Annotated in this window: 1 protein-coding gene; it reads left to right on the forward strand. The window is 51.9% G+C overall.

The window, feature by feature from the left end; translation table 11 throughout:
* The coding region (locus tag P8629_RS11625; protein WP_278166287.1) for a tRNA-guanine transglycosylase at nt 1-283 on the forward strand (283 nt) is incomplete at both ends.

The following is a 283-nucleotide window of genomic DNA, read 5'->3' on the forward strand; positions in this document are numbered from 1 at the left end:
CTACGCTGTCGGCGGTTTGGCTGTCGGTGAGCCGAAGGAAGATATGCACCGCATTCTGGAACATGTTTGCCCGCAGATTCCGGCAGATAAACCGCGTTACCTGATGGGCGTCGGTAAACCAGAAGATCTGGTTGAAGGCGTGCGTCGCGGTATCGATATGTTTGACTGTGTGATGCCAACGCGAAATGCCCGTAATGGTCATTTGTTTGTGACTGACGGCGTGGTAAAAATTCGTAACGCGAAACATAAAAGCGACACCAGTCCGCTCGATGCTGAGTGTGAT

This window comes from Hydrogenovibrio sp. 3SP14C1 (assembly GCF_029625905.1).
In the GTDB taxonomy this organism is placed as follows: Bacteria; Pseudomonadota; Gammaproteobacteria; order Thiomicrospirales; family Thiomicrospiraceae; genus Hydrogenovibrio.